At 54.0% G+C, this 25320-nt stretch carries 19 protein-coding genes and 1 tRNA gene; 11 read left to right on the top strand and 9 right to left on the bottom strand.

The features are described from left to right. Positions 1-223: 223 nt before the first annotated feature. From ABVM99_RS04200 to ABVM99_RS04190, 3 genes are all read right to left on the bottom strand, one after another. Positions 224-311, bottom strand: a tRNA-Ser gene (locus tag ABVM99_RS04200). Between the two features lie 148 nt (positions 312-459). Further along, entirely contained in the window at positions 460-1137 is a 678-nt protein-coding gene (locus tag ABVM99_RS04195; protein ID WP_000097893.1) for a hydrolase, read from the bottom strand. 19 nt (positions 1138-1156) lie between these two features. Continuing rightward, positions 1157-2017: a pirin family protein gene (locus tag ABVM99_RS04190; protein ID WP_000809969.1), complete on the bottom strand. Its 861-nt coding sequence runs from the start codon at positions 2015-2017 to the stop codon at positions 1157-1159. Positions 2018-2125: 108 nt separating this feature from the next. On the opposite strand from ABVM99_RS04190, the gene ABVM99_RS04185 reads away from it, so the two are divergent. Beyond that, complete coding sequence (locus ABVM99_RS04185) at positions 2126-3037, top strand: LysR family transcriptional regulator (RefSeq protein ID WP_000597928.1); 912 nt, start codon at positions 2126-2128, stop codon at positions 3035-3037. A gap of 90 nt (positions 3038-3127) precedes the next feature. On the opposite strand, the gene infA is transcribed toward ABVM99_RS04185, so the two are convergent. From infA to trxB, 6 genes are all read right to left on the bottom strand, one after another. Then, on the bottom strand, positions 3128-3346 hold the full coding sequence (infA, locus tag ABVM99_RS04180; protein ID WP_001040187.1) for a translation initiation factor IF-1: 219 nt from the start codon (positions 3344-3346) through the stop codon (positions 3128-3130). Then, entirely contained in the window at positions 3274-3657 is a 384-nt protein-coding gene (locus ABVM99_RS04175; protein ID WP_001604059.1) for a hypothetical protein, read from the bottom strand. The genes infA and ABVM99_RS04175 overlap by 73 nt, the downstream gene beginning before the upstream one ends. After that, positions 3658-4362 carry a leucyl/phenylalanyl-tRNA--protein transferase gene (aat, locus tag ABVM99_RS04170; RefSeq protein WP_001241643.1) on the bottom strand — a complete coding sequence of 235 codons (705 nt, stop codon included), beginning with the start codon at positions 4360-4362 and terminating at the stop codon, positions 3658-3660. A gap of 44 nt (positions 4363-4406) precedes the next feature. Next, the gene (gene cydC / locus ABVM99_RS04165) at positions 4407-6128 is read right to left on the bottom strand and encodes a cysteine/glutathione ABC transporter ATP-binding protein/permease CydC (RefSeq protein ID WP_001202249.1); all 1722 of its coding nucleotides are present in this window, start codon (positions 6126-6128) and stop codon (positions 4407-4409) included. Next, positions 6129-7895, bottom strand: coding sequence for a cysteine/glutathione ABC transporter permease/ATP-binding protein CydD (gene cydD / locus ABVM99_RS04160; RefSeq protein ID WP_052938266.1), 1767 nt, complete (start codon positions 7893-7895; stop codon positions 6129-6131). Between the two features lie 114 nt (positions 7896-8009). Further along, positions 8010-8978: a thioredoxin-disulfide reductase gene (trxB, locus tag ABVM99_RS04155; protein WP_000537406.1), complete on the bottom strand. Its 969-nt coding sequence runs from the start codon at positions 8976-8978 to the stop codon at positions 8010-8012. Between the two features lie 546 nt (positions 8979-9524). On the opposite strand from trxB, the gene lrp reads away from it, so the two are divergent. The 10 genes from lrp to ABVM99_RS04105 all read left to right on the top strand — a co-directional run bounded on the left by lrp (position 9525) and on the right by ABVM99_RS04105 (position 25199). Further along, the gene (lrp, locus tag ABVM99_RS04150; RefSeq protein ID WP_000228469.1) at positions 9525-10019 is read left to right on the top strand and encodes a leucine-responsive transcriptional regulator Lrp; all 495 of its coding nucleotides are present in this window, start codon (positions 9525-9527) and stop codon (positions 10017-10019) included. A gap of 134 nt (positions 10020-10153) precedes the next feature. Continuing rightward, positions 10154-14230, top strand: coding sequence for a DNA translocase FtsK (gene ftsK, locus ABVM99_RS04145; RefSeq protein WP_052938282.1), 4077 nt, complete (start codon positions 10154-10156; stop codon positions 14228-14230). A 142-nt stretch (positions 14231-14372) separates the two neighbouring features. Next, positions 14373-14984 carry an outer membrane lipoprotein chaperone LolA gene (gene lolA / locus ABVM99_RS04140; protein WP_023195493.1) on the top strand — a complete coding sequence of 204 codons (612 nt, stop codon included), beginning with the start codon at positions 14373-14375 and terminating at the stop codon, positions 14982-14984. A 9-nt stretch (positions 14985-14993) separates the two neighbouring features. Beyond that, positions 14994-16337: a replication-associated recombination protein RarA gene (gene rarA, locus ABVM99_RS04135; RefSeq protein ID WP_000067785.1), complete on the top strand. Its 1344-nt coding sequence runs from the start codon at positions 14994-14996 to the stop codon at positions 16335-16337. 258 nt (positions 16338-16595) lie between these two features. Next, on the top strand, positions 16596-17888 hold the full coding sequence (gene serS / locus ABVM99_RS04130) for a serine--tRNA ligase (RefSeq protein ID WP_000886697.1): 1293 nt from the start codon (positions 16596-16598) through the stop codon (positions 17886-17888). 236 nt (positions 17889-18124) lie between these two features. Then, complete coding sequence (gene dmsA / locus ABVM99_RS04125; protein ID WP_058799689.1) at positions 18125-20569, top strand: dimethylsulfoxide reductase subunit A; 2445 nt, start codon at positions 18125-18127, stop codon at positions 20567-20569. Positions 20570-20579: 10 nt separating this feature from the next. Further along, positions 20580-21197 carry a dimethylsulfoxide reductase iron-sulfur subunit DmsB gene (gene dmsB / locus ABVM99_RS04120; protein WP_000213069.1) on the top strand — a complete coding sequence of 206 codons (618 nt, stop codon included), beginning with the start codon at positions 20580-20582 and terminating at the stop codon, positions 21195-21197. 1 nt (position 21198) lies between these two features. Then, on the top strand, positions 21199-22062 hold the full coding sequence (locus ABVM99_RS04115; RefSeq protein ID WP_000534681.1) for a dimethyl sulfoxide reductase anchor subunit family protein: 864 nt from the start codon (positions 21199-21201) through the stop codon (positions 22060-22062). Between the two features lie 349 nt (positions 22063-22411). Further along, positions 22412-23560: an MFS transporter gene (locus tag ABVM99_RS04110; protein ID WP_000109271.1), complete on the top strand. Its 1149-nt coding sequence runs from the start codon at positions 22412-22414 to the stop codon at positions 23558-23560. 217 nt (positions 23561-23777) lie between these two features. Beyond that, positions 23778-25199: an APC family permease gene (locus tag ABVM99_RS04105; protein WP_001134264.1), complete on the top strand. Its 1422-nt coding sequence runs from the start codon at positions 23778-23780 to the stop codon at positions 25197-25199. The last annotated feature ends 121 nt before the right edge of the window (positions 25200-25320 follow it).

Below are 25320 nucleotides of genomic sequence, written 5' to 3'. Positions count from 1 at the left end.
AAGCCCGTACTTCTGTACAGGCTCTCAACTTAAATATGGCGGTGAGGGGGGGATTGACTCGCTTTGCTCGCCCCTTCGGGGCAGCCCGTTCGCTGTGCGCCCGGTCTGTCCAACTGGCTGCGCCAGTTGTCGAACCCCGGTCGGTGGTTCTCATCCCCCCTTTGTTTGGGGGATACATATAAGCAAAAAGCCCGTACTTCTGTACAGGCTCTCAACTTAAATATGGCGGTGAGGGGGGGATTCGAACCCCCGATACGTTGCCGTATACACACTTTCCAGGCGTGCTCCTTCAGCCACTCGGACACCTCACCATATTGTATTGCTGCCTGACCACTTGGGGGGCAACGGGGCGCTACTATAGGGAGTTGCGCTAAAACGGTCAAGCAGAATTTACATATTCACTGTCGTTTGCTCATGCAATAGACATAATCCCCGCCCAAACTGGCGCGGGGAGGCAAATTAGCGCTGTGAATCCAACATTTCGTTGTTTTTCACCACATCCTGCGCTTTGCTGTAGCTTTCGATCAGCAGTTGATAGGCCGGGAATACCTGAGTATAAACGTCGGCCCACGCGGCGGCGTCTTCACGGTTCCAGGTGCCTTGCAGCTCAGAGGCGACTGCGGCAGTATCCATCGGTACGACGCCAGCCTGTACGATACGCGCCAGGGTGATCTCCTGCGCCATCTTACTGTAGGTACCGGATGCGTCGATCACGGCAAATACCTTATAACCTTCCGCTACCGCGCTAATGGCCGGGAATGCCATGCACACGCTGGTAATCGTCCCGGCAATGATCAGCGTCTTACGACCCGTCGCTTTTACCGCCTTAACGAAATCTTCGTTATCCCAGGCGTTAATTTCACCTTTGCGCGCAATGTACTGCGCATGTGGCGCATTAGCGTGGATCTCCGGGATCAGCGGGCCGTTCGGACCTTGCGGTACGGATGCCGTGGTAATGACCGGCATTTTCGCTAACGTCGCCATCTTCGCCAACGCCGCGGCGCGAGCGCGTAATTCCGGCATTGGCATATCGCCTACGGTCTGGAAAAGACCGCTTTGATGATCGATTAAAAGCATCACGGAATCGTTAACATCAATTACCGGGCGCAAACCATTAAAATTAGCAGGACTTGACATCGTGTTCTCCTTCATGTTTTCAGATTTGGCCAAAACGGCCGGAGTTGAAATCGCGGACTGCTTCTGCGATCTCTTGTTTCGTGTTCATAACAAATGGGCCGTAACCCACAATCGGTTCATTCAGCGGCTCGCCTGATAACAGCAATACGCTGGCGTCGCTGCTGGCCTCAAGGTGCAGCGTTTTCCCTTGCTGGCTCAATACCACCAGTTGCGCTTCGTTGACCGGCGTCGTGCCGTTCACCGTGATATTGCCTTTCAGTACCACCAGCGCGGTGCTCCATCCTTCCGGCTGTGCCAATGTAAGCTGGCGATTGCGTTGCAGGCGCATATCCCAGACATTGAGCGGCGAGAAAGTGTGCGCCGGGCCTTTTGTCTCTTCATAACGCCCTGCAATGACCCGCACGACTCCGGCGTCATCCGGTAACGTAACGGTCGGGATAACATCGTGGGTAATGCTTTGATAACCCGGGGTGGTCATTTTGTCCTTCATGGGAAGGTTAACCCACAACTGCACCATTTCCAGTTCGCCGCCCCGACGGGTAAACGCGTCGGAATGGAACTCTTCATGCAAAATGCCTGCGCCTGCGGTCATCCACTGAACGTCACCCGGGCCGATAACGCCGCCGCGACCGGTAGAGTCCCGATGCTCGACTTCGCCACTATAAACAATCGTCACGGTCTCGAAACCGCGGTGTGGATGCTCCCCAACGCCGCGTTTTTCATTACCCGGCGTAAAGGTGTGCGGCCCGGCATAATCCAGCAGCAGGAATGGACTCAACTGCTGCGCATGTGACTGATAAGAAAAGAGTGAACGAACCGGAAATCCATCGCCAACCCAGTGCGGGCGAGGTGCGGTATAGACGCCTGTAATCTGTTTCATGGTGTTCTCCTCAGTGGCGTTGTCTTGATGTGAATAAGCTTATATTCATGACAAAAGGTTCGGTAGTGGCTAAAATGGCTCATACCGTTCCATTAATAGGACAATGTAATGATAAAAACGGATCTCAATGATTTTGCGTGGTTTGTGCATGTGGTCGAAGAGGGTGGGTTTGCCGCGGCGGGGCGTGCGCTTGATGAACCAAAATCAAAACTGAGCCGGCGTATTGCGCAACTGGAGGAACGGCTGGGCGTGCGATTGATTCAGCGAACCACCCGGCAGTTTAACGTTACCGAAGTGGGGCAAACATTCTATGAGCACTGTAAAGCGATGCTGGTGGAAGCTCAGGCGGCGCAGGATGCCATTGCCGCATTGCAGGTAGAGCCTCGCGGTATCGTGAAGCTGACCTGCCCGGTGACGCTGCTGCATGTACACATCGGCCCAATGCTGGCGAAATTTATGGCGCGTTATCCTGATGTTTCGCTACAGCTTGAAGCGACCAATCGTCGGGTGGACGTCGTAGGGGAGGGGGTGGATGTGGCGATTCGCGTCAGGCCGCGCCCGTTTGAGGATAGCGACCTGGTGATGCGCGTCCTGGCTGACAGAGGGCATCGCCTGTTTGCCAGCCCGGATCTTATCGCACGGATGGGAATCCCTTCCGCGCCGGCGGAGTTGAGCCATTGGCCAGGGCTAAGTCTTGCATCCGGCAAGCATATCCACCGCTGGGAACTTTACGGCCCGCAGGGCGCACGTGCGGAAGTCCATTTTACCCCGCGTATGATTACCACCGACATGTTGGCGCTACGCGAGGCGGCGATGGCGGGCGTGGGGCTTGTGCAGTTACCTGTCTTAATGGTGAAAGAACAACTGGCCGCCGGTGAACTGGTTGCGGTGCTGGAAGAGTGGGAGCCCCGGCGGGAGGTTATTCATGCTGTGTTCCCATCCCGGCGAGGATTATTACCTTCCGTACGTGCGTTGGTCGATTTTTTGACGGAAGAGTATGCGCGGATGGTGGAAGAGTAACCGGCTCGTCATTCATCGACTTAATGGACGCAAAAAAGGCCGGTTAAACCGACCTTTTATCCAGCCGCCCTTCAGGGCGTGAGGAGACAATTAGCGACTACGGAAGACAATGCGGCCTTTGCTCAGGTCGTACGGGGTCAGCTCAACGGTCACTTTGTCGCCCGTCAGGATGCGGATGTAGTTCTTACGCATTTTACCGGAGATGTGTGCAGTAACCACGTGACCGTTTTCTAACTCTACGCGGAACATGGTATTAGGTAACGTTTCGAGAACGGTACCTTGCATTTCAATATTGTCTTCTTTGGCCATCTAATCCTCTGGGGTATCACTACCATAATTTGAACCGGCAAGATAATGCCGAACTTCTTTTGATAAGTAAAGATTTGTGCGTTTAAAACACAGCAAACCAGGTTTAGCACATGATTCCGCGACACACGACAACGCCGCGTTATACACCCTTTCCCTGATACTACCGCCTGATGTATCGACATAAGCGCAACATATAAGGGAACGGTGAAATAAACGATGGGCGTTACCTGACAACGGGCTGCGGGATAATATGCTAAACCAATTCTGCGGCAGCAATTATAACACCCCAATAAAAAATGTGCCGAAAACATTCACTTCCGGGGCAAAAATAATGTCCGCGGCACCCAAAAACGGGAGGCCAGCGGTTGTTGGCGTAAGGCTGCGAGATGATCGAGGTAGTCACGACGTGGAATTTCAATGGCGCCGAGCGAGGCGGTATGACTATTAATTACCTGACAATCAATAAGTTTACCGCCGTGACGGGTAAATTCAGCGCAAAAAACCAGCAGTGCGGTTTTAGAGGCATTCTCCTGGCGGCTAAACATCGATTCGCCGCAAAACAGCGCCCCCTGCGAGACGCCATACATCCCGCCGACCAGTTCCTGATCACGCCACACTTCAATGGAGTGCGCGTGGCCCAATTCATGTAATCGGCGATAGGCTTCCTCAATACCACGCGTTATCCAGGTGCCTTCGTCACGGTGATTGGCGCATCCATCAATGACCCGATCGAAAGCGTAATTGAGCGTCACGCGGTAAGGGGATGCGTTGTGAAAGCGCTTCATGCTGCGACTGAGGTGAAACTTTTCAGGCCACAGCACGGCGCGCGGATCGGGCGACCACCACAGAATCGGGTCGCCCGGCGAAAACCACGGGAAAATCCCGTGCTGGTAGGCCATTAACAACCGGGCAGGGCTGAGATCGCCGCCCAGCGCCAGTAAACCGTTAGGCTCGCGTAAAGCGCCTTCCGGCGAAGGGAAGGCGATAGAATGTCGGGAAAGCTGAACCAGACGCATGACGGCGAAACTCCAGTACGCAAGTCGGATCGTTCAATAATAGCTTACAGACGTTGTTTAAACTGATAATAGCGCCCTTGTCCGGCTAACAATTCTGCATGAGTGCCTCGCTCAATGATGCGCCCGTCGTCCATTACGATGATTTGATCAAAACGGGCCAGGCCGCGCAAACGGTGAGTCACCATCAGGACGGTTTTCTCGCGCATCACATCGGCAAGTAATTCCAGCATTTCGCTCTCGGTGGTCGCATCCAGCCCCTCAGTGGGCTCATCCAACAGCATTAACGGGGCATCGTGCAACAGCGCGCGGGCGATGGCCAGGCGACGAAGTTCGCCGCCGGACAGCAGACGACCGCCTTCGCCAAGCCAGCTATTAAGCCCACTATCTTCGAGCAGATTTTCGAGGCCGACGCGACGCAGCATGTCGGAAAGGGCTTCGTCGCTGGCATTGGGCGCCGCCAGTAATAAATTATCACGCAGTGTGGCGCTGAACAGGTGGACACGCTGCGGCACCACGCTGATAGTCTGGCGTAAGGCGGATTCGCTCAGCGAGGATAGCGGAAGATCGTTGAGCAGAATTTCGCCTTGTTGCGGGTCCCAGGCGCGGGTGAGTAGCTGCAACAGCGTTGATTTTCCGCAGCCGGTACGCCCCAGAATAGCGACATGCTCGCCAGGATTAGCCTGTAATGAGAGGGCATTGAGCGCATTAATCGGCTGGTCGGGATAACGAAACGAAACGTCCCGCAGGGTGAGTGTGACCTTTTCCGGCGCGGGAGTTTCTGCCTGTGGAAAGGTCACCTCCGGTTTTTGCTCCGTTAATTCAGTGATACGAAGCGCAGAGGCGATAACCTGCCCCAGATGCTGGAATGCGCCGGTAACGGGCGCAAGCGCCTCGAAAGCCGCCAGCGCGCAGAAGACAAACAGCGCGATGAGCGCGCCGGGCTGCGTATTGCCGCCAACGCCGCCGGAGGCCATCCACAACATTAACATCACCGCCAGCGCGCCAATCAGCAGCATTAACGCCTGCGATAAGGCGGTCAGTTCAGACTGTCGGCGTTGGGCCTCATGCCATTGTAATTCGGTGGCTTCCATTTGCGCCCGATAGCGTTTGCTGGCGCCAAAAATGGTGAGTTCCGCCTGGCCCTGTAACCATGACGTGAGCTGTTGGCGATACTGACCTCGTAGATGCGTCAGATTTTGGCCGGTATTTTTGCCGGCGCGATAAAACACCGGCGGCATAATAAACAGCGTCAACAGCATAATGCCGCCCAGCGTGATCGCCAGCGTCACGTCGAGAACGCTAAGCCCCAGGGTGACAATCATAATCACTACAAAAGCGCCGACCAGCGGGGAGATGACGCGCAAATAGAGATGATCCAGCGTGTCGACGTCGGCAACGATGCGGTTCAGCAGTTCACCTTGCTGATATCGTGCCAGACCCGCGGGGGAGAGCGGTAGAAGTTTGCTGAAGGTGTAAATACGCAGATGTTGCAGCACGCGGAACGTGGCGTCATGACTTACCAGACGTTCAAAATAACGACCGGCGGTACGGGTAATGGCCGCGCCGCGCACGCCGGCTGCCGGGAGCATATAGTTAAAACTGTAAATTCCCGCGAAGCCTGCGATAGCGGACGCGGACAGGAACCAGCCGGAAAGCGTCAGCAGCCCGATACTGGCAAGCAGGGTCAGGATTGCCAGCGCAATTCCCAGCGTTAGCATCCATTTGTGGCGTTTATAAAGCGTCAGATAAGGGAGTAGCGCGCGCATTTAAATATCCTCCTGACGGTGAGCCAATAACGTCGCAAAAGCGCCGTTGGCGGCGCTGAGTTCGGCATAACTGCCTTGTTCGACAATCGCGCCATCTTGCATAACCCAGATAGCGTCCCAGTCGGCGAGATCTTCCAACTGATGCGTCACCATTAATGTGGTCTGGCGTTTTGACGCCGCTTTTAACGCCTGCATGACGCGTTGCTCGCTGTGAGCGTCCAGGCTTGCCGCCGGTTCATCCAGCAGTAGCAGTTGACAGGGATTAAGTAGCGCACGGGCGACCGCTACACGCTGTGCCTGGCCGACGGAAAGTCTGCTGGCATGATTGCCGAGCGGGGTGTCTACTCCCTGCGGCAGCAGCGGTAAAAACTCGCTTACCCATGCGGCGTCAAGCGCGGCATAAAGTTCCTGCTCGCTGGCGTCCGGGCGCGCCAGTAATACATTTTCGCGTAGCGTCGCCGCAGGTAATTGCGGGTTTTGTCCGACCCAGGAGAGATGCTGGTGCCAGGATTCCGGCGAGAGATCGCGAAGCTCGACACCGTTAATACGCAAAGATCCCTGATAGGAGAGAAAACCGGATAATACATTCAACAGAGAGCTTTTACCGGAACCGCTGCGTCCTACCAGGACGGCGCGTTCTCCTGCCGCTAATGAGAAATTCAGCGGCCCGGCAAGCGTTTTGCCTTCTGGCGAGGTGATAATAAGATTGACTGCGTCAATGGTTACAGGTTCGTTTTCCGCCAGCTCAACTTCGCCGCGCGCCGGGTGGGCGAGGGGTGTTTCCAGAAATGTCTTCAGACTATCCGCCGCGCCAACCGCCTGCGCCTTAGCATGATAAAACGTGCCGAGGTCGCGTAACGGCTGGAAAAACTCCGGCGCGAGGATCAAAGCGAGGAACCCGGCGGCGAGCGTCACACCAGTACCGTAATGACCAAAGTTCAGCTCGCCCAGGTAAGAGAAGCCAAAATAAACGGCGACCAGCGCAATAGAAAGCGAGGTGAAAAACTCCAGCACGCCGGAAGATAAAAAGGCGAGGCGCAGTACTTCCATCGTGCGTTGACGAAAATCCTGCGATGCTGCGCGAATGTTCTCGGTTTCCGCTTCTCCACGACCGAAAATTCGCAGCGTTTCCATCCCGCGCAGACGGTCAAGAAAATGGCCGCTTAGCCGGGCAAGCGCCAGGAAATTGCGGCGGTTGGCGTCAGCCGCGCCCATTCCCACCATCGCCATAAATAGGGGAATGAGCGGGGCAGTGCCCAGCAGAATCAGCGCCGCCGCCCAATTTGACGGGAAAATCGCCGCCACGATTAAGAGCGGTACGCAAACGGCAAGCGCCATTTGCGGCAGATAGCGCGCATAATAGTCATGCATATCGTCAATCTGTTCCAACACCAGCGTCGCCCAGCTACCGGCGGGCTTGCCCTGAATCCAGGCAGGGCCGGCTTGCTGCAGACGATCCAACACCTGACGGCGGATCTCAAAGCGAATATGTTGTCCGGCATGAAAACCGACGCGCTCGCGCAACCACACCACCCAGGCGCGAAGGACAAAGACCAGTATCAGCAGGATAAAAGGGAGCAACAGCGCTTCCCGTGGAATGTTCTCCATGATCATATGTTGCAGGATACGCGCCATGATCCAGGCCTGAGCGACAATTAATACGCCACTCATGAATCCCAACAGGCGGGAAATATTCAACCACCGTTGGGAGATTACGCTTTGCTGTTTTAACCAGCGGGTCAGCTCTTTTTGACGGGTTTTATTCATTGCACGCTTAGCAGGTGAGTTATTAGAATTTCAGGCAGGGGCAATGTTACAACGACGCAAAAATAAAGGCGACTTATAGTCGCCTTTTTTACTTTTGTTACTGATTTGTAAAAACTATTTGCTCGCGTCGGCCAGACCATCGAGATAGCGTTCAGCATCCAGCGCCGCCATACAGCCCGTACCTGCAGAGGTGATCGCCTGACGGTAAATATGATCCATAACGTCACCCGCCGCGAATACGCCAGGGATGCTGGTTTGTGTGGCGTTGCCATGGGTGCCGGACTGAACTTTGATATAACCATTTTCCAGCTCAAGCTGGCCTTCGAAGAGCGCCGTGTTTGGGCTATGACCGATGGCTACGAAAAGTCCGGCGATATCCAGCGTCTCGATATTATCGCTCTGCTGCGTGTCGCGAAGACGCAGACCGGTGACGCCCATCTGATCGCCGGTCACTTCTTCCAGCGTCCGGTTGGTGTGCAGAATGATATTGCCATTTTCAACTTTATCCATCAGGCGCTTAATGAGGATTTTTTCAGCGCGGAAACCGTCACGGCGATGGATAAGGTGCACTTCCGAAGCGATGTTGGACAGATAAAGCGCTTCTTCAACTGCGGTGTTACCGCCGCCGATCACCGCCACTTTCTGGTTGCGGTAGAAGAAACCGTCGCAGGTTGCGCAGGCGGAAACGCCGCGCCCTTTAAAGGCTTCTTCCGATGGCAGCCCCAGATAGCGCGCGGAAGCGCCGGTCGCAATGATCAACGCATCGCAAGTGTACTCTGCGCTGTCACCTGTCAGACGGAACGGACGATTTTGCAGATCCACTTTGTTGATGTGATCAAAAATTATCTCGGTTTCAAATTTTGCCGCATGTTCATGCATGCGTTCCATCAGCAGCGGGCCGGTCAAATCGTTTGGATCGCCGGGCCAGTTTTCCACTTCCGTCGTGGTAGTCAGTTGACCGCCTTTTTCCATACCGGTAATAAGTACTGGCTGTAAATTTGCGCGCGCGGCATACACCGCCGCGGTATATCCCGCCGGTCCTGAGCCCAGAATAAGCAGCTTACTGTGTTTGGTCGTGCCCATGAGATCCCCATAGTTGTTGGCAGACAATGAGCAGAATTGTAGGGAATTTACAGACGTAAAAAAAGAGCATAACGATTTTGTTAACAATATGTGTAATAGCATGAACCGATGAACGACCGGGACAGCGACGTTATCATCACAAATTTTACTTGAAATCGGTAACTTATAAGGTGACGAAATGACAGTTTACCGCCCTCTCTAATGAATAACTGGCATGTTGTACTAAAAATCGATGTTTTGCTTTGACAATCACCTGCTGTTTTGCGAAAACATTCGAGGAAGAAAAAAACTGTGTTATGTATGTGCTGCATAATCATGCATGTAAATACCATGTTTACCGGGCTAGTGAAATCTACGCATGGCGTGGACAGACGCCATTCGTGATGTCGATAGCTGCCGCGAGGCAACGGTCTTCTCACCATAGACCAGGCATTGCGCGCCGTTAATCCCTCTGGGTTTCGGTCTATTGTGATGGGCAGCGACTCTGAACAGTGATGTGAGTAGAGTCAGGCAGGAGTAGGGAAGGAATACAGAGAGACAATAATAATGGTAGATAGCAAGAAGCGCCCTGGCAAAGATCTCGACCGTATCGATCGTAACATTCTTAATGAACTGCAAAAGGATGGGCGTATTTCCAACGTCGAGCTTTCTAAACGAGTAGGGCTTTCGCCGACACCTTGCCTTGAGCGTGTGCGTCGGCTGGAGCGACAGGGGTTTATCCAGGGCTATACGGCGCTGTTGAACCCGCATTATCTGGATGCGTCACTTCTGGTATTCGTTGAGATTACCTTAAATCGCGGCGCGCCGGATGTGTTTGAACAGTTTAATGCCGCCGTGCAAAAGCTTGAAGAGATTCAGGAGTGTCATTTGGTTTCCGGCGATTTCGACTACCTGTTGAAAACCCGTGTACCGGATATGTCAGCGTATCGAAAACTATTGGGAGAGACGTTGCTGCGCTTGCCAGGTGTGAACGACACCCGAACTTACGTAGTGATGGAAGAGGTAAAACAGAGTAATCGTCTGGTTATTAAGACACGCTAACACGGAACAGGTGCAAAATCGCCGTAGTTTGATTACACTCCTGTTAATCCATACAGCAACAGTGCCGGGGCAACCCGGTGCTGTTGTCCGTTTTAGCATCGGGCGGGAAAAGCCTGGAACCTGGAGAGCCTTTTTTGAGCCAGGAATATACTGAAGACAAAGACGTCACATTGACGAAGTTAAGCAGCGGGCGCCGACTTCTGGAAGCGTTGTTGATACTTATTGCCCTTTTTGCCGTCTGGTTGATGGCGGCCTTGTTGAGCTTTAACCCTTCGGACCCCAGTTGGTCGCAAACCGCCTGGCATGAACCCATCCATAATTTAGGCGGCGCGCCGGGCGCGTGGCTGGCCGATACACTGTTCTTTATTTTTGGCGTAATGGCCTACACCATCCCTGTCATTATTGTCGGCGGGTGCTGGTTTGCGTGGCGTCATCAGTCTACGGATGATTACATCGACTATTTTGCTGTGTCGCTACGCCTTATCGGCGTGCTGGCGCTGATTCTCACTTCCTGCGGTCTGGCGGCCATTAATGCCGACGATATCTGGTATTTCGCCTCCGGCGGCGTAATTGGTAGCCTGTTAAGCACCACGCTGCAGCCGTTGTTGCATAGTAGCGGCGGAACGATAATGCTTCTCTGTATTTGGGCTGCCGGGCTGACGCTCTTTACCGGCTGGTCCTGGGTCAGTATCGCCGAAAAATTAGGCGGCTGGCTGCTTAATATACTGACCTTCGCCAGCAACCGTACCCGGCGTGATGATACGTGGGTTGACGACGAAGAGTATGATGACGAATACGATGAAGAAACCGACGGCGTGCAGCGTGAATCTCGCCGGGCGCGTATTTTGCGCGGCGCGTTGGCGCGTCGTAAGCGGCTGGCTGAAAAATTCAGCAATCCACGGGGCCGTCAGACCGATGCCGCGCTCTTTTCCGGCAAACGGATGGATGATGACGAGGATATTCAGTATAGCGCGCGCGGCGTCGCTGCCGATCCCGACGACGTTCTGTTTTCGGGCAACCGTGCGACGCAGCCGGAATATGATGAATATGATCCGCTGTTAAACGGTCATTCTGTCACCGAACCGGTCGCCGCCGCTGCGGCTGCAACTGCCGTCACCCAGACGTGGGCAGCGTCCGCCGATCCCATAATGCAAACGCCGCCCATGCCGGGGGCTGAGCCGGTTGTCGCGCAACCGACCGTGGAGTGGCAGCCCGTACCGGGGCCGCAAACCGGCGAACCGGTTATCGCGCCTGCGCCGGAGGGGTATCAGCCGTATCCGCAATATGCTCAACCGCAAGAGGCGCAAAGTGCGCCGTGGCAGCAACCTGTGCCTGTCGCTTCCGCGCCGCAATACGCCGCGACGCCAGCGACCGCAGCAGAATATGACTCTCTTGCGCCACAGGAAACACAGCCGCAATGGCAGGCGCCGGATGCCGAACAACACTGGCAGCCGGAGCCGACCCATCAGCCGACGCCGGTTTATCAGCCGGAGCCGATAGCGGCTGAACCTTCTCACATGCCGCCGCCGGTTATCGAACAGCCGGTTACCACCGAGCCTGAACCTGACACAGAAGAGACCAGACCCGCCCGTCCTCCGCTTTACTATTTTGAAGAGGTGGAAGAGAAACGCGCCCGTGAGCGCGAACAACTGGCGGCATGGTATCAACCGATTCCGGAGCCGGTAAAAGAGAACGTGCCGGTCAAACCTACGGTATCTGTCGCGCCATCCATACCGCCAGTGGAAGCGGTAGCCGCCGCCGCGTCGCTTGACGCAGGTATTAAGAGTGGCACCCTGGCAGCAGGCGCCGCGGCCGCTGCGCCTGCCTTTAGTCTGGCTACCGGCGGCGCGCCGCGTCCGCAGGTGAAAGAGGGGATTGGTCCACAACTGCCGCGTCCGAACCGCGTTCGCGTGCCGACCCGACGGGAACTGGCATCGTACGGTATTAAGCTGCCGTCACAGAGGATTGCAGAAGAAAAAGCCCGCGAGGCGGAGCGCAATCAGTACGAGACGGGCGCGCAGCTAACCGATGAAGAAATAGATGCAATGCATCAGGACGAGTTAGCCCGTCAGTTTGCGCAGTCGCAGCAGCATCGTTATGGTGAAACGTATCAGCATGATACTCAACAGGCAGAAGATGACGATACCGCTGCGGAAGCTGAATTAGCCCGCCAGTTTGCCGCTTCGCAACAGCAGCGCTATTCCGGCGAGCAACCCGCTGGCGCGCAGCCGTTCTCACTGGACGATCTGGATTTCTCGCCAATGAAAGTATTGGTTGATGAAGGTCCGCACGAACCGCTGTTCACGCTGGGTGTCATGCCCGAGTCAACGCCTGTTCAGCAACCTGTAGCGCCGCAGCCGCAGTATCAGCAGCCGCAGCAGCCGGTAGCGCCGCAGCCACAGTATCAGCAGCCGCAGCAGCCGGTAGCGTCGCAGCCACAGTATCAGCAGCCGCAACAGCCGGTAGCGCCTCAGCCGCAGTATCAGCAGCCGCAGCAGCCGGTAGCGCCGCAACCGCAGTATCAGCAGCCGCAGCAGCCGGTAGCGCCTCAGCCGCAGTATCAGCAGCCGCAGCAGCCGGTAGCGCCGCAGCCGCAGTATCAGCAGCCGCAACAGCCGGTAGCGCCGCAGCCGCAGTATCAGCAGCCGCAACAGCCGACAGCGCCGCAAGACAGCCTGATCCACCCGCTGTTGATGCGTAACGGCGACAGTCGTCCATTGCAGCGTCCGACGACGCCGCTGCCTTCATTAGATCTTCTGACGCCGCCGCCGAGCGAAGTTGAACCGGTAGATACCTTTGCGCTGGAACAAATGGCGCGTCTGGTTGAAGCGCGTCTGGCGGATTTCCGCATTAAAGCTGATGTGGTGAACTATTCGCCAGGCCCGGTCATTACTCGCTTTGAACTCAATCTGGCCCCGGGCGTTAAAGCGGCGCGTATCTCCAACCTTTCCCGGGATCTGGCGCGCTCATTGTCAACGGTAGCCGTACGCGTTGTGGAAGTCATTCCAGGCAAACCTTACGTAGGGTTGGAATTGCCGAACAAGAAACGGCAAACCGTTTATCTGCGCGAAGTGTTGGATAACGCCAAATTCCGCGAGAATCCGTCGCCGCTTACCGTGGTGTTAGGTAAGGATATCGCGGGCGATCCGGTAGTGGCGGATCTGGCGAAAATGCCTCACCTGCTGGTGGCCGGTACGACCGGTTCCGGTAAGTCGGTCGGGGTTAACGCCATGATCCTCAGTATGCTGTATAAAGCGCAGCCGGAAGACGTTCGCTTTATCATGATCGACCCGAAAATGTTAGAACTTTCGGTCTATGAAGGTATACCGCATCTGCTGACGGAAGTTGTTACCGACATGAAAGACGCGGCTAACGCGTTACGCTGGAGCGTCAATGAGATGGAGCGTCGCTATAAGCTGATGTCCGCGCTCGGCGTGCGTAATCTGGCTGGGTATAACGAGAAAATCGCCGAAGCGGCCCGCATGGGGCGTCCGATTCCGGACCCGTACTGGAAGCCGGGCGACAGTATGGATGTTCAGCATCCGGTTCTGGAAAAACTGCCGTATATCGTGGTACTGGTTGATGAATTTGCCGACCTGATGATGACCGTCGGTAAAAAAGTTGAAGAGCTGATCGCGCGTCTGGCGCAGAAAGCGCGCGCTGCGGGGATTCACCTGGTACTGGCGACGCAGCGTCCGTCGGTCGATGTGATTACTGGTTTAATTAAAGCCAACATTCCAACCCGTATCGCTTTTACCGTATCCAGCAAGATCGACTCCCGCACCATTCTTGATCAGGGTGGCGCTGAGTCGTTATTGGGAATGGGGGACATGCTCTATTCCGGACCAAACTCCACCATGCCGGTACGTGTCCATGGGGCGTTTGTGCGTGACCAGGAAGTCCATGCGGTGGTGCAGGACTGGAAAGCGCGCGGTCGTCCGCAATATGTGGATGGCATTACCTCCGACAGCGAAAGCGAAGGTGGCGGTGGCGGTTTTGACGGCGGCGAAGAATTAGATGCGCTATTCGATCAGGCCGTTAATTTCGTCACCCAGAAGCGTAAAGCGTCCATTTCCGGCGTTCAGCGTCAGTTCCGCATCGGCTATAACCGTGCGGCGCGTATTATCGAACAGATGGAAGCGCAGGGTATTGTCAGCGCTCAGGGGCATAACGGTAATCGTGAAGTGCTGGCTCCGCCGCCTTTTGAGTAAACCTGTAAGCCGGATGGCGCTGTGCAGGCTGCCATCCGGCAACAAAATTCAGTATTTTCTTCTTTCCTCATGCTGATTTTTGGCCTGGAATAGAAAGCAAAAGGAGCTCCTGGTCGGGAGTGTCGAAACCTGAGGAATAATGATGAAAAAAATGGCAATCGCCTGTGCATTACTTTCAAGCGTTGTAGCCAGCAGCGTATGGGCTGACGCCGCCAGCTCTCTGAAAAGCCGTCTGGATAAAGTGAGCAGCTTTCATGCCACCTTTACTCAAAAAGTCACCGATGGCAGCGGTGCCGCGGTGCAGGAGGGACAGGGTGATTTATGGGTTAAGCGGCCAAATCTATTCAACTGGCATATGACGCAACCTGACGAGAGTATTCTGGTTTCTGACGGCAAAACGTTATGGTTCTATAACCCGTTTGTAGAACAGGCTACCGCCACGTGGTTGAAAGATGCCACCGGAAATACACCGTTTATGCTGATTGCCCGCAACCAGGCCAGCGACTGGCAGCAGTATAATATTAAGCAGGATGGCGATAATTTTGTGCTGACGCCGAAAGCCAGCAATGGCAATCTGAAACAGTTCACCATCAATGTGGGACGCGACGGGACTATCCACCAGTTTAGCGCCGTAGAACAAGACGATCAGCGTAGCGCCTATCAGCTAAAATCCCAGCAAAACGGCGCTGTTGATCCGTCAAAATTTACGTTTACTCCGCCGCAAGGGGTAACGATGGACGACCAACGTAAGTAGAGGCGATGAGTGAGCAATCTGTCGCTCGATTTTTCTGATAATACGTTTCAACCGCTGGCCGCGCGAATGCGGCCGGAAAATTTAGCGCAGTATATCGGCCAGCAGCATTTGCTGGCCGCAGGTAAGCCGTTGCCTCGCGCTATTGAGGCCGGGCATCTGCACTCCATGATTTTATGGGGGCCGCCAGGGACGGGGAAAACCACGCTCGCTGAAGTGATCGCCCGCTACGCCAGCGCCGATGTCGAGCGTATTTCCGCCGTCACTTCTGGGGTAAAAGAGATTCGTGAAGCTATCGAGCGCGCCCGCCAGAATCGTAATGCTGGTCGCCGTACCATCCTGTTTGTCGATGAAGTGCATCGCTTTAACAAAAGCCAGCAGGACGCCTTTTTACCGCATATCGAAGATGGCACTATCACCTTTATCGGCGCGACCACGGAAAATCCCTCTTTTGAGCTGAACTCGGCGCTATTGTCGCGAGCGCGGGTCTATCTGCTGAAATCGTTGACCACTGACGATATCGAGCAAGTACTGGACCAGGCGATGCAGGACAAAACGCGTGGTTACGGCGATCAGGATATCGTGTTACCGGATGAGACACGGCGAGCGATTGCTGAGCTGGTCAATGGCGACGCGCGGCGCGCCTTAAATACGCTGGAAATGATGGCTGATATGGCGGAGGCGGATGACAGCGGCAAACGCGTTTTATTGCCCGCCTTGTTGACCGAGATCGCCGGCGAGCGCAGCGCGCGTTTTGATAACAAAGGCGATCGCTTCTACGATCTTATTTCCGCCTTACATAAATCAGTGCGCGGCAGCGCGCCGGATGCCGCCCTCTATTGGTATGCCCGTATCATTACCGCGGGAGGCGATCCGCTGTACGTGGCGCGTCGCTGCCTGGCGATTGCCTCGGAAGATGTGGGTAATGCCGATCCGCGCGCGATGCAGGTCGCCATTGCCGCGTGGGATTGTTTCACCCGCGTCGGCCCGGCTGAAGGCGAAAGGGCGATCGCGCAGGCTATCGTTTATCTCGCCTGCGCGCCGAAGAGCAACGCCGTCTATACCGCCTTTAAGGCTGCGCTGGCCGACGCGCGCGAACGTCCTGATTATGACGTTCCTGTCCATCTGCGTAATGCGCCAACCAAACTGATGAAAGAGATGGGCTATGGCCAGGAATACCGCTATGCCCACGATGAGCCCAATGCCTATGCTGCGGGTGAAGTGTACTTCCCGCCGGAAATCGCGCAAACGCGCTATTATCATCCGACAAATCGTGGTCTGGAAGGCAAGATTGGCGAAAAGCTCGCCTGGCTGGCTGAACAGGATCAAAATAGCCCCACAAAACGCTACCGCTAGTGTAAACGTTGCGGTAAGGTTATCTCTAAATATGATGCTCCAGGTATCATGGCGTTGATGATGAATCTCGTTATGCCTGATAGCACGTTGCTTATGAGGTCCGCGGGTATAGCGCAATGGATGCGTTGTTGCTGTCGTCGGTCAGGTAAGGCGAAAACGTCGCTATTACGTAAACGCGGTTTACGTTCATCAATACAATCAGAGGCGATCATCAATTGATCGCGTTTCCTTTTATTATTCGATAAGCACAGGATAAGCATGCTCGATCCCAATCTGCTGCGTAATGAGCCAGACGCAGTCGCTGAAAAACTGGCACGCCGGGGCTTTAAGCTGGATGTAGATAAGCTGCGCGCTCTTGAAGAGCGTCGTAAAGTTTTGCAGGTCAACACGGAAAACCTGCAGGCGGAGCGTAATTCTCGATCGAAATCCATCGGCCAGGCGAAAGCGCGCGGGGAAGATATTGAGCCTTTACGCCTGGAAGTGAATAAACTGGGCGAAGAGCTGGATGCGGCGAAAGCCGAGCTGGACACCTTGCTGGCGGAGATCCGCGATATCGCGCTGACCATCCCAAACCTGCCTGCGGATGAAGTGCCGGTAGGTAAAGATGAAAACGACAACGTTGAAGTCAGCCGCTGGGGTACCCCGCGTGAGTTTGATTTTGAAATCCGCGATCACGTCACCTTAGGGGAAATGCACTCCGGCCTCGACTTTGCCGCCGCGGTTAAGCTGACCGGCTCCCGTTTTGTGGTGATGAAAGGACAGATTGCGCGTATGCATCGCGCATTGTCGCAGTTCATGTTGGATCTGCATACGGAACAGCACGGCTATAGCGAAAACTACGTGCCGTATCTGGTTAACCACGACACGCTGTATGGCACCGGTCAACTGCCGAAATTCGCAGGCGACTTGTTCCATACCCGTCCGCTGGAAGAAGAAGCAGACAGCAGCAACTATGCTTTGATCCCGACTGCGGAGGTTCCGCTGACCAATCTGGTACGCGATGAAATCATCGACGAAGATCAGCTGCCGATTAAAATGACGGCGCATACGCCTTGTTTCCGTTCTGAAGCAGGTTCTTATGGTCGTGATACCCGTGGCCTGATTCGTATGCATCAGTTTGACAAAGTTGAGATGGTGCAGATCGTTCGCCCGGAAGATTCTATGGCTGCGTTGGAAGAGATGACCGGCCACGCGGAAAAAGTGCTCCAGCTACTGGGACTGCCGTACCGTAAAATCATTCTGTGCACTGGCGATATGGGCTTCGGCGCCTGCAAAACCTATGACCTCGAAGTCTGGGTTCCGGCGCAGAATACCTACCGCGAGATCTCTTCCTGCTCTAACGTCTGGGACTTCCAGGCGCGTCGTATGCAGGCACGCTGTCGCAGCAAGTCCGACAAAAAGACCCGTCTGGTCCATACCCTTAATGGTTCTGGTCTGGCGGTAGGTCGTACCCTGGTGGCCGTGATGGAAAACTATCAGCAGGCTGATGGCCGCATTGAAGTGCCGGAAGTATTACGTCCGTACATGAACGGACTGGAATATATCGGCTAATCCTCGCTTTCTCCTCTTCTAAAAAGCGCCTTCGGGCGCTTTTTTTATGCCAGTTTGATACCGGACAATAATCCCTACCCTATTAGGGGTAATACTGATTTCGAATGAAGGTCAGTTTTTAACACTATTTTTCTACTTTTTCGATATATATCAGACTTTATAGCGACGTTATCGCTATATAAAATTCTATACATCGTTTTATTGTTTTTTTATTGTGAGCAGCAGAGTGAGCCCTTATGAAAACTAAGATCCCTGATGCCGTGCTGACAGCCGAGGTGAGCCGTCGTGGTTTAGTCAAAACCACCGCGATAGGCGGCCTGGCGATGGCCAGTAGCGCATTTACCTTGCCATTTACCCGCATCGCTAACGCCGCAGAGGCGATAAGCCCGGCGAAAACCGGCGAGAAAGTCGTCTGGAGCGCCTGTACGGTAAACTGTGGCAGCCGTTGTCCGCTACGTATGCATGTTGTGGATGGCGAAATCAAATATGTAGAAACGGATAATACCGGAAACGATGATTACGATGGCCTGCACCAGGTTCGCGCCTGCCTGCGCGGTCGTTCTATGCGTCGTCGCGTCTATAACCCGGATCGGCTCAAGTATCCGATGAAGCGCGTCGGCGCGCGCGGCGAAGGTAAATTTGAGCGTATTAGCTGGGACGAAGCCTACGATATCATTGCTACCAATATGCAGCGTCTTATCAAAGAGTATGGCAACGAGTCCATTTATCTAAACTATGGCACGGGTACGCTGGGCGGCACTTTGACACGTTCATGGCCGCCAGGAAAAACGCTGGTCGCTCGTCTGATGAACTGCTGCGGCGGTTATCTTAACCACTACGGTGATTACTCTTCCGCGCAAATCGCAGCGGGTCTGAACTACACCTATGGCGGCTGGGCGGATGGCAATAGTCCGTCCGACATTGAAAACAGTAAGCTGGTGGTGTTGTTTGGTAATAACCCTGGCGAAACCCGCATGAGCGGGGGCGGTGTAACCTATTACCTTGAACAGGCGCGGCAGAAATCAAACGCGCGGATGATCATTATCGATCCTCGTTACACCGACACCGGCGCCGGTCGCGAAGATGAGTGGATTCCGATTCGTCCAGGTACCGATGCGGCGCTGGTCAATGGTCTGGCATATGTCTTAATCACCGAGAACATGGTCGATCAGCCGTTCCTGGATAAATATTGCGTCGGTTATGACGAAAAAACCTTGCCTGCCAGCGCGCCGAAAAACGGTCACTACAAAGCCTATATTCTGGGCCAGGGTAAAGACGGTATTGCGAAGACGCCGGAGTGGGCGGCGCAAATTACCGGTATTCCGGCGGATCGCATTATTAAGCTGGCGCGAGAAATCGGCAGCGCTAAACCCGCCTATATTTGCCAGGGGTGGGGGCCACAGCGTCATGCTAATGGAGAAATCGCCACGCGCGCCATCTCGATGCTGGCGATCCTGACGGGTAATGTTGGGATTAACGGCGGTAACAGCGGCGCGCGCGAAGGGTCTTATGCCCTGCCATTTGAACGTATGCCCACGTTGGAAAATCCGGTTGAAACCAGCATCTCCATGTTTATGTGGACCGATGCCATTGAACGCGGCCCGGAAATGACAGCGTTGCGTGATGGTGTGCGGGGGAAAGATAAGCTGGACGTGCCGATCAAAATGATCTGGAACTATGCTGGCAACTGTTTGATTAACCAGCACTCTGAGATTAACCGCACCCACGAAATCCTGCAGGATGACAAGAAATGCGAAATGATCGTCGTTATCGACTGTCATATGACCTCGTCGGCAAAATACGCCGATATTCTGTTACCGGATTGCACTGCTTCTGAGCAGATGGACTTTGCGCTGGATGCCTCCTGCGGGAACATGTCTTACGTTATCTTCACTGACCAGGCGATTAAACCGCGCTTCGAGTGTAAGACGATTTATGAGATGACCAGCGAACTGGCGAAACGTCTTGGCGTGGAACAACAGTTTACCGAAGGACGGACGCAAGAAGAGTGGATGCGTCATCTGTACGAACAGTCGCGTAAATCCATTCCGAATCTGCCCACCTTTGAGGAGTTCCGTAAGCAAGGCATCTTCAAACAGCGTGACCCCGAAGGCCACCATGTCGCCTATAAAGACTTCCGCGAAGATCCGCAAGCGAATCCACTTACAACGCCATCGGGCAAGATTGAAATCTATTCACAGGCGTTGGCGGATATCGCCGCCACCTGGGAGCTGCCGGAAGGCGACGTGATCGATCCATTACCGATCTACACGCCAGGTTTTGAAAACTATAACGATCCGCTAACGGATAAATTCCCGCTGCAGTTGACGGGTTTCCACTATAAAGCGCGTGTGCATTCCACTTATGGCAACGTAGACGTACTGAAAGCCGCCTGTCGCCAGGAAATGTGGATTAACCCAATGGATGCGCAGAAACGCGGTATCAACAATGGCGATAAAGTCCGCATCTTCAACGATCGCGGCGAAGTACATATCGAGGCTAAAGTGACGCCGCGCATGATGCCGGGTGTGGTCGCCCTGGGAGAAGGCGCATGGTATGACCCGGATACAAAACGCGTGGATCAGGGCGGATGTATTAACGTACTGACGACCCAACGTCCTTCTCCGCTGGCGAAGGGGAACCCGTCACATACGAACCTCGTTCAGGTTGAAAAGGCGTAAGGAGTAACCGATGACAACCCAGTATGGATTTTTTATTGATTCCAGCCGTTGCACCGGTTGCAAAACCTGCGAACTGGCCTGCAAGGACTACAAAGATTTGACCCCGGATGTCAGCTTCCGCCGCATTTATGAGTATGCGGGTGGCGACTGGCAGGAAGATAACGGCGTCTGGCACCAGAACGTCTTTGCCTACTATCTCTCCATCTCCTGTAACCACTGCGAAGACCCGGCCTGTACCAAAGTCTGTCCGAGCGGCGCGATGCACAAGCGCGATGACGGTTTTGTGGTGGTGAACGAAGAGGTCTGTATCGGCTGCCGCTACTGCCACATGGCCTGCCCGTACGGCGCGCCGCAGTACAACGCGGCCAAAGGTCATATGACCAAGTGCGACGGCTGTTATGACCGGGTGGCGGAAGGCAAGAAACCGATTTGCGTGGAATCCTGCCCGCTGCGGGCGCTGGATTTTGGCCCGATAGACGAACTGCGTAAAAAACACGGAGAGCTGGCTGCCGTCGCGCCGTTGCCGCGCGCGCATTTCACGAAGCCGAATATTGTGATTAAACCCAACGCCAACAGCCGCCCGACCGGGGACACTACCGGTTATCTGGCCAATCCGAAGGAGGTATAAGATGGGAAGTGGATGGCATGAATGGCCGTTGATGATCTTCACGGTCTTTGGTCAGTGCGTGGCCGGTGGTTTTATTGTTCTGGCTCTGGCGCTGATGAAGGGCGACCTGCGCGCGGAAACGCAGCAGCGGGTGATCGCCTGTATGTTTGGTCTGTGGGTGCTGATGGGGATTGGCTTTATCGCCTCGATGCTGCATCTGGGCTCGCCGATGCGCGCGTTTAACTCGCTTAACCGCGTGGGTGCTTCCGCACTGAGCAATGAAATTGCCAGCGGCTCGGTGTTTTTTGCGGTCGGCGGGATTGGCTGGCTGCTGGCGGTACTGAAAAAGCTGCCGCCGGCACTGCGCACACTCTGGCTGATTATCACGATGGTACTGGGCGTCGTCTTCGTCTGGATGATGGTACGCGTCTATAACAGCATCGATACAGTACCGACCTGGTATAGCGTCTGGACGCCGCTGGGCTTCTTCCTGACGCTCTTTATGGGGGGGCCGCTACTGGGTTATCTGCTGCTGCGCATCGCAGGCGTGAACGGTTGGGCGATGCGTTTGTTGCCTGCGGTGTCGGTGCTGGCGCTGGTGGTTATTGCCATTATGGTGGCCATGCAGGGCGCGGAACTGGCGACGATTCACAGTTCCATTCAGCAGGCGTCTGCTCTGGTGCCGGATTATGGCTCGCTGATGGCCTGGCGTATGGTGCTGCTTGCGGCGGCGTTGTGCTGCTGGATTGTGCCACAGTTAAAAGGGTATCAACCTGCGGTACCGTTGCTCTCTGTCGCCTTCATTCTGATGCTGGCGGGGGAATTGATTGGCCGCGGCGTATTCTATGGGCTGCATATGACCGTGGGCATGGCGGTAGCCAGCTAACGCGTTGACGCGCATTCGGCCTGCAGAACGTGCAGGCCGAATGCGCCTTTAGCCACCATCAATCTAAGGAATATAACCGGGGTGGAGAAGGCGCATATAAATCCATAGAGAAGAAAACGAAGCTAAAGGAACCATGAAATTTTTCGACTGAACAAAACGCCGATTTTGCGGGTTAGATCAATAAAAACAAGGGGATGAATTTTTAGCCTTTCAATATATTCACGTACAGAATAAGTAAATCAAATCGATAGTCTCAAAACTTGCGGATCGCCCATGCGGAGCCGATTGACAATGTTTTTGGCGATGGCATGATGCGCATGAAATTTGAACTTCCTCACGGTTTTTATTCATGTCCACCTATACCCGTCCCGTCATGCTTTTGCTGTGCGGGCTACTTTTGTTGACCCTGGCCATTGCGGTACTGAATACGCTTGTGCCGCTGTGGCTTGCTCAGGCAAACCTTCCGACCTGGCAGGTGGGGATGGTCAGCTCGTCTTATTTTACCGGCAATCTGGTCGGGACGTTATTTACCGGGTATTTAATTAAACGCATTGGGTTTAACCGTAGCTATTATCTTGCCTCGCTGATCTTCGCCGCGGGTTGTGTCGGGTTGGGGGTGATGGTGGGGTTCTGGAGCTGGATGAGCTGGCGTTTTATTGCCGGTATCGGCTGCGCCATGATTTGGGTGGTTGTCGAAAGCGCGTTGATGTGCAGCGGAACCTCGCATAATCGTGGGCGCCTGCTGGCTGCCTATATGATGGTCTATTACATGGGGACCTTCCTTGGACAATTATTGGTCAGTAAAGTATCTGGTGAATTGCTGCACGTCCTTCCCTGGGTGACCGGAATGATTCTGGCGGGAATTCTGCCGCTACTCTTTACCCGAATTGTAAATCAGCAAACGCAGGCACGTCATTCCTCTTCTATTAGCGCCATGCTGAAGCTACGCCAGGCGCGTCTTGGCGTGAATGGTTGTATTATTTCCGGCATTGTTCTTGGTTCATTATATGGCCTGATGCCGTTATATCTGAAGCATCAGGGGATGGCTAACGCCAGCATCGGTTTCTGGATGGCGGTGCTGGTGAGCGCCGGCATTTTGGGGCAATGGCCAATGGGACGTCTGGCGGACAAATTTGGTCGCTTGCTGGTGTTACGCGTACAGGTATTCGTTGTCATACTCGGTAGTATTGCCATGTTAACCCAGGCGGCGATGGCGCCAGCTCTGTTTATTCTGGGGGCGGCGGGTTTTACGCTTTATCCCGTCGCAATGGCCTGGGCCTGTGAAAAAGTCGAACATCACCAGCTTGTGGCAATGAACCAGGCGCTGTTGTTAAGTTATACGGTAGGGAGCCTGTTGGGGCCGTCTTTTGCTGCGATGTTAATGCAGAATTATTCAGATAATCTGCTGTTTATTATGATCGCCAGCGTATCGTTTATTTATCTGCTGATGCTGTTACGTAACGCCGGCCAGACGCCTAATCCTGTCGCCCACATCTGACTGTTCTCTGAATCGTATGCAGGACGTGAGTCTTGCATACTCTTTGTTTATGTTTTACGTAAAATAATTGACCTGCATAATTTTCTTGCTTTACTGAAAAATAAAATGTGCCGAAGGTTATAATTTTGCGCTCCTCTATTTTCTCTCTTCGTCTTTACCGCGCATAATCCCCCGCTTCATTTATAGTAATAGCATTGTGTTCACGAAGGATCGCGTTATGCCGAATGTGCAGGAAAAACAGTTGCGATGGTACAACATCGCCCTGATGTCGTTTATTACCGTTTGGGGATTCGGCAATGTTGTCAATAACTATGCTAACCAGGGGTTAGTGGTTGTCTTCTCCTGGGTGTTTATTTTTGCGCTCTATTTCATTCCTTATGCCTTAATCGTGGGGCAACTGGGCTCAACCTTCAAAGAGGGAAAAGGGGGCGTCAGTACCTGGATTAAGCATACGATGGGGCCGGGGTTGGCTTACCTTGCGGCATGGACCTATTGGGTCGTGCATATTCCCTACCTGGCGCAAAAGCCGCAGGCGATACTCATTGCATTGGGATGGGCTTTAAAAGGCGACGGCTCGTTGATAAAAGAATATACCGTCGTTGCCTTGCAGGGGCTGACGCTGGCATTGTTTGTTTTCTTTATGTGGGTTGCTTCCAGGGGGATGAAATCGCTAAAGGTTGTTGGGTCTGTGGCCGGGATTGCCATGTTTATCATGTCAATTTTATATGTTGTGATGGCAGTGACCGCGCCAGCAATTACAAACGTTGAAATTGCGACCACTAACATCACCTGGCAGTCATTTATTCCTCATATCGATTTTACCTATATCACCACCATCTCTATGTTGGTCTTTGCGGTTGGTGGGGCAGAGAAGATCTCGCCTTACGTTAACCAGACGCGGAATCCAGGAAAAGAATTTCCGAAGGGGATGCTCTTTTTAGCCGTCATGGTTGCGGTCTGCGCTATCCTCGGTTCGTTGGCGATGGGAATGATGTTTGATTCCCGGCATATACCTGACGATTTAATGACCAATGGGCAATATTATGCATTCCAGAAATTGGGTGAGTATTACCATATGGGTAATTCATTAATGGTGATTTATGCCATTGCCAATACTCTGGGGCAAATCGCCGCGCTGGTGTTTTCTATTGATGCGCCACTGAAAGTCTTACTGGGTGATGCAGACAGTAAATATATCCCGCAGCGCTTATGTCGTACTAACGCTTCAGGTACGCCAGTTAACGGTTATTTGCTGACATTAGTGTTGGTCGCTATCTTGATTATGTTGCCAACGCTTGGCATCGGCGATATGAACAACCTGTACAAATGGCTGCTTAATCTCAACTCAGTTGTTATGCCGCTGCGCTATCTGTGGGTATTTGTCGCCTTTATTGCCGTCATTCGACTGGCGCAAAAGTACAAACCCGAATATGTGTTTATTCGCAACCGGGCGTTGGCGTTAACTGTGGGGATATGGTGTTTTGCCTTCACCGCGTTTGCCTGCCTTACCGGTATTTTCCCCAAAATGGAGGCGTTCACACCGGAGTGGACATTCCAGCTGACGTTGAACATCGTGACGCCTTTTGTCCTGGTCGGGTTGGGATTAATTTTCCCACTGCTGGCGCGTAGAAACACATAACGACGTTCTTTTCCACGGCGCTCCTGCCAGGCGAGCGCCTTTTAAGATTACAGGTGCCTGGGTTCCAGGCGGAGACCACGGTATTAACAGGCGCCGGGGGCAGCAATAGTTGTCAGACCTT

The sequence above is a fragment of the Salmonella sp. SJTUF15591 genome (assembly GCF_043356435.1).
Lineage (GTDB): Bacteria > Pseudomonadota > Gammaproteobacteria > Enterobacterales > Enterobacteriaceae > Salmonella > Salmonella enterica.
The sequence above is the reverse complement of the archived record's forward strand: the minus strand, read 5'-3'. Positions and strand labels throughout refer to the sequence as shown.

What these genes read in the sequence shown, in the direction of transcription:
- ABVM99_RS04185 (WP_000597928.1), top strand. Translation starts at nt 2,126, where the DNA reads ATGATAAAAACGGATCTCAATGATTTTGCGTGGTTTGTGCATGTGGTC.
- ABVM99_RS04110 (WP_000109271.1), top strand. Translation starts at nt 22,412, where the DNA reads ATGTCCACCTATACCCGTCCCGTCATGCTTTTGCTGTGCGGGCTACTT.
- ABVM99_RS04195 (WP_000097893.1), bottom strand. Translation starts at nt 1,137, where the DNA reads ATGTCAAGTCCTGCTAATTTTAATGGTTTGCGCCCGGTAATTGATGTT.
- ABVM99_RS04175 (WP_001604059.1), bottom strand. Translation starts at nt 3,657, where the DNA reads ATGTTTTCGGCACATTTTTTATTGGGGTGTTATAATTGCTGCCGCAGA.
- ABVM99_RS04105 (WP_001134264.1), top strand. Translation starts at nt 23,778, where the DNA reads ATGCCGAATGTGCAGGAAAAACAGTTGCGATGGTACAACATCGCCCTG.
- cydC (WP_001202249.1), bottom strand. Translation starts at nt 6,128, where the DNA reads ATGCGCGCGCTACTCCCTTATCTGACGCTTTATAAACGCCACAAATGG.
- infA (WP_001040187.1), bottom strand. Translation starts at nt 3,346, where the DNA reads ATGGCCAAAGAAGACAATATTGAAATGCAAGGTACCGTTCTCGAAACG.
- ABVM99_RS04190 (WP_000809969.1), bottom strand. Translation starts at nt 2,017, where the DNA reads ATGAAACAGATTACAGGCGTCTATACCGCACCTCGCCCGCACTGGGTT.
- cydD (WP_052938266.1), bottom strand. Translation starts at nt 7,895, where the DNA reads ATGAATAAAACCCGTCAAAAAGAGCTGACCCGCTGGTTAAAACAGCAA.
- serS (WP_000886697.1), top strand. Translation starts at nt 16,596, where the DNA reads ATGCTCGATCCCAATCTGCTGCGTAATGAGCCAGACGCAGTCGCTGAA.
- dmsA (WP_058799689.1), top strand. Translation starts at nt 18,125, where the DNA reads ATGAAAACTAAGATCCCTGATGCCGTGCTGACAGCCGAGGTGAGCCGT.
- dmsB (WP_000213069.1), top strand. Translation starts at nt 20,580, where the DNA reads ATGACAACCCAGTATGGATTTTTTATTGATTCCAGCCGTTGCACCGGT.
- lrp (WP_000228469.1), top strand. Translation starts at nt 9,525, where the DNA reads ATGGTAGATAGCAAGAAGCGCCCTGGCAAAGATCTCGACCGTATCGAT.
- lolA (WP_023195493.1), top strand. Translation starts at nt 14,373, where the DNA reads ATGAAAAAAATGGCAATCGCCTGTGCATTACTTTCAAGCGTTGTAGCC.
- aat (WP_001241643.1), bottom strand. Translation starts at nt 4,362, where the DNA reads ATGCGTCTGGTTCAGCTTTCCCGACATTCTATCGCCTTCCCTTCGCCG.
- trxB (WP_000537406.1), bottom strand. Translation starts at nt 8,978, where the DNA reads ATGGGCACGACCAAACACAGTAAGCTGCTTATTCTGGGCTCAGGACCG.
- ABVM99_RS04115 (WP_000534681.1), top strand. Translation starts at nt 21,199, where the DNA reads ATGGGAAGTGGATGGCATGAATGGCCGTTGATGATCTTCACGGTCTTT.